This window comes from Piscirickettsia salmonis LF-89 = ATCC VR-1361 (genome assembly GCF_000297215.2).
Lineage (GTDB): Bacteria > Pseudomonadota > Gammaproteobacteria > Piscirickettsiales > Piscirickettsiaceae > Piscirickettsia > Piscirickettsia salmonis.
Window position 1 is genome coordinate 1 of the sequence record NZ_AMFF02000221.1, and the last position, 2,637, is coordinate 2,637.

Sequence of the window (2,637 nt, forward strand, 5' to 3'; positions counted from 1 at the left end):
CAGCGGCCGTCATTTTAAGAAAGACCTGATCATGATGGCCATTCGGTGGTACATCGCTTATACGTTGAGCTATCGTGACATCGAAGAACTTATGGCTGAGCGTGGTATTCAAGTTGATCATTCAACGATTCATCGTTGGGTTGTTGAGTATACTCCACAGCTAGAGGGACGATTTAAGAAGCGCTATAAGCGCCAACCTGGGGCTAGTTGGCGTCTGGATGAGACTTACATTAAGATCAAAGGCCAATGGTATTATTTATATCGAGCCATTGATAAACATGGGGATACCATAGACTTTTCCCTTTCAGAGCACCGAGATGAAGCGGCTGCTTATGATTTTTTAAAGAAGGCAACCGCCTCAAGCAATGTGATTCCTGACAAAATTGTGATTGATAAAAGTGGTGCGAATATGGCAGGTATTACAATGTTCAATTATTTGCTTTTCACTTTGGTTTTATGGTCCATGATGATAGGCATTATCCAGATCAAATATCTCAATAATATTATTGAGCAGGACCATCGTCCGGTAAAAAAGAAGATGAATGCAGCACTGAGATTTAAATCAGTTCAAGGAGCTAAGGCCACGATTGCAGGTGTTGAACTCTACCGCATGCTGAAGAAAAAACAGATGCACTGCCACCATGATAAGGCAGCATACGAGCAATTTTACTTGCTCGCAGCTTAACTGCGTCCAAAGGAAAGTGTTTTTAGCTGTAAATCTCAAATTGCGACAAAATCCATTTTCCGAGGAACTTCACCGTTGCGAATACGGCAGCAATTGGGCCTATATCTTGTTTATTCATAGTCAATCATCTTTTATTTTATCAAGCTTCATAATTAATTAACCTGTTGTTTTTTTCAAATCTCTATAAAAATTCTCATGTGGGCCAAGCTTCATCAAGGTCAAAACTAGCTTCTTTCCTTCCCAGTAGTACGCTAATAACGTTTGTTGCTTTACCATTTTAAATTTATAAACACGAACGCCTAATAAATCACCTTTCTTCTCTTCACCAATTTCAGGGTTTTCTATTAGTGCCTCTAATGCTTCTTCAAAATCTGCAACTTGATTTGCTTTGAGCTTCTTATACACCTTGTCAAATTGACTAGTAGACTCAATTATTATTTTTTGTTCTTGTGTCATTTACTAAACTTGCTCCCCGGATGACGAGAAACAAACGGTGTAGTTTCACCTCTTTCAACTTCACCTTTAGCTTCTAATAAATCTAATAAAAAGCTTAGTGGTAAATCCGGATTTTGTTGTGCCAATAGGCCAATTTTAATGAGATAGTTTAATTGCCCTGTCATGGAGCGCTCATAAACCTCACATAAGTGTTTAGCTTGGACTATATATCTATCATCAATTTTTACTGCTGAACTACTCATATTTCTATACCTAGTATCTCTTAATAAGGTTAGATAAAGTATAGCACAAAATGTTTCAAATGGTTACCTTTTGAAACCTTGGTTTCTAACTCTATGTGATACAAGTATTTATTTTTAAAGTCACTTACCACTTCTATTGTATTTCCTAAACACCAAGCTTGCACAAGCAAGGCATACTGCTCACACTTATAAGTGTTATCAAAGTTATATGAGATATCTGCTTGAGCGGCCGTAGTTCCTGGGGCACGTTGTTGCATTTGTGAACGATACCAGTTAGCCAGATCATAACTCATATAATTATCTGACAAGTTAGACACTGGCAAAGTAGGTGAAACCATACCATGTACATATTTCTGATTTTTATTAACTGCACAGACACTGGCAGAAGTTAAAATTGAATTAAAATGTAAATCTGAGGGTAAAGGCATATTAGTTCCTCATTTGTTAATTTTTTTAACAAAATTTAATTTGAAAATTATTCTTAATTTAATGAAAACGTGATATAACTGGTAGTGAAATCACTGTTAATTTGCACTCGCTTGTTATTTTAAGGAGCAAATTATGCACGAAAAAACTCTGTCTCCATGCCTCACTTTAGTTGCTACTGTATCAATGATTGGTTTTTTAACAACGCTTACTTTTTTTACAATTTCAAACCCCGAATATTTAAACAACAGCATGACATTTCACAGGCAAGTTATTACTGTTTCGTAAGCTAAACTCTATTTACTGGGTGCTGCTAGAATAAGATAACCGTTCGGAATCAAGTGAATACCGATTAAGTCCCCTGCGGCTTTTGCTGTTTCAAGTGCTGCACCTGTAGCAGTGTCTCCTGCGGCGGCTTGTATGAGTTGACCGTTGCTTGCAACTTTTACATAATCACCTGCCGTAATTGCTCCGGCTGCGGTTGCTTTTACTGCACCAGAACAAATAATTTCACAGTCTTCGCTTTTTTTAGGGGTATTCTGCAGGATTCCATCGCATGCCTTGCCTGCGGCTGTAACTGTAAAACCGTCTTTAGTAATAGAAACGGCTGCATTTTGTGAACCACTTAAGTCTGCCGCAGCAATTCCAAATAAATTAGGACTAGGCTGAGGTAGTGCAGGAATAAGATAACCGTTAGGGATAAGAATCACGCCAATAATATCACCCGTTGCACCTGCGGACTGGCACTGTTGCGAAAAATTATAGTGAACTTCAGAAAGGTTATTTTCTTGTGCTCTCTGCTTAGAATTAAGCAGCTAATCCAAATAA

Annotated in this window: 5 protein-coding genes; 1 reads left to right on the forward strand and 4 read right to left on the reverse strand. The window is 37.9% G+C overall.

Features of this window, described 5'->3' with window-relative positions:
• Nucleotides 1-685, forward strand: a 685-nt coding sequence (locus C200_RS13570; RefSeq protein ID WP_033923836.1) for an IS6 family transposase, incomplete at its 5' end; no start/stop codon positions are given.
• Between the two features lie 156 nt (nt 686-841).
• Here the strand turns inward: C200_RS13570 and C200_RS13575 are convergent.
• The 4 genes from C200_RS13575 to C200_RS14645 form a co-directional block, all read right to left on the reverse strand.
• Entirely contained in the window at nt 842-1,141 is a 300-nt protein-coding gene (locus C200_RS13575) for a type II toxin-antitoxin system RelE/ParE family toxin (protein WP_016212018.1), read from the reverse strand.
• Nucleotides 1,138-1,383 carry a TA system antitoxin ParD family protein gene (locus tag C200_RS13580; RefSeq protein ID WP_047927838.1) on the reverse strand — a complete coding sequence of 82 codons (246 nt, stop codon included), beginning with the start codon at nt 1,381-1,383 and terminating at the stop codon, nt 1,138-1,140. The genes C200_RS13575 and C200_RS13580 overlap by 4 nt, the downstream gene beginning before the upstream one ends.
• A 29-nt stretch (nt 1,384-1,412) precedes the next feature.
• The gene (locus C200_RS13585; RefSeq protein ID WP_016212017.1) at nt 1,413-1,811 is read right to left on the reverse strand and encodes a hypothetical protein; all 399 of its coding nucleotides are present in this window, start codon (nt 1,809-1,811) and stop codon (nt 1,413-1,415) included.
• 294 nt (nt 1,812-2,105) lie between these two features.
• The gene (locus C200_RS14645) at nt 2,106-2,519 is read right to left on the reverse strand and encodes a DUF2190 family protein (protein ID WP_016212014.1); all 414 of its coding nucleotides are present in this window, start codon (nt 2,517-2,519) and stop codon (nt 2,106-2,108) included.
• Between the last annotated feature and the right edge of the window lie 118 nt (nt 2,520-2,637).